The following is a 416-nucleotide window of genomic DNA, read 5'->3' on the forward strand; positions in this document are numbered from 1 at the left end:
CAGGCTCGAACGCAGTGTTCTGGTTCGGGGACTTCGGGTTCTGGTCTTCCTCGTCCGGGATGCCGTCGTTATCGTCATCCGGATCCGTGACATCAGGATCGCCATCACCATCGGTGTCCAGCTTGAACTTAGCTGGAGCCTTATCCGTGGAACCGTCAGGGTAGGTCACCGTGACAGGAACCTCGAACTCCTCAACGGTGTCCTTGTTCAGCTTCGACTTATCCGGGAACGTAACAGTGATCTCACCGGTGTTCTCGTCAATCTTGGCTTCGTAGCCCTCAGGAGCCTTGAAGTCCTCAGGAATCGAGAACTTCGAACCCTCAGGAGCCTTCGTGTCCTTACCGTCCTTATCCTTGAACGAAGGAGACGACTTGGTTTCCTCACCAGGAACAACCAGCTTCTCCTCGTACGCAGGC

1 protein-coding gene is annotated in these 416 nt (G+C 55.3%); it reads right to left on the reverse strand.

The features are described 5' to 3' along the window. Positions 1 to 416, reverse strand: a 416-nt coding sequence (locus HMPREF2565_RS13865) for a YPDG domain-containing protein (RefSeq protein ID WP_210385860.1), incomplete at both ends; no start/stop codon positions are given.

The organism is Corynebacterium sp. HMSC072A04 (assembly GCF_001809235.1).
Lineage (GTDB): Bacteria > Actinomycetota > Actinomycetes > Mycobacteriales > Mycobacteriaceae > Corynebacterium > Corynebacterium hiratae.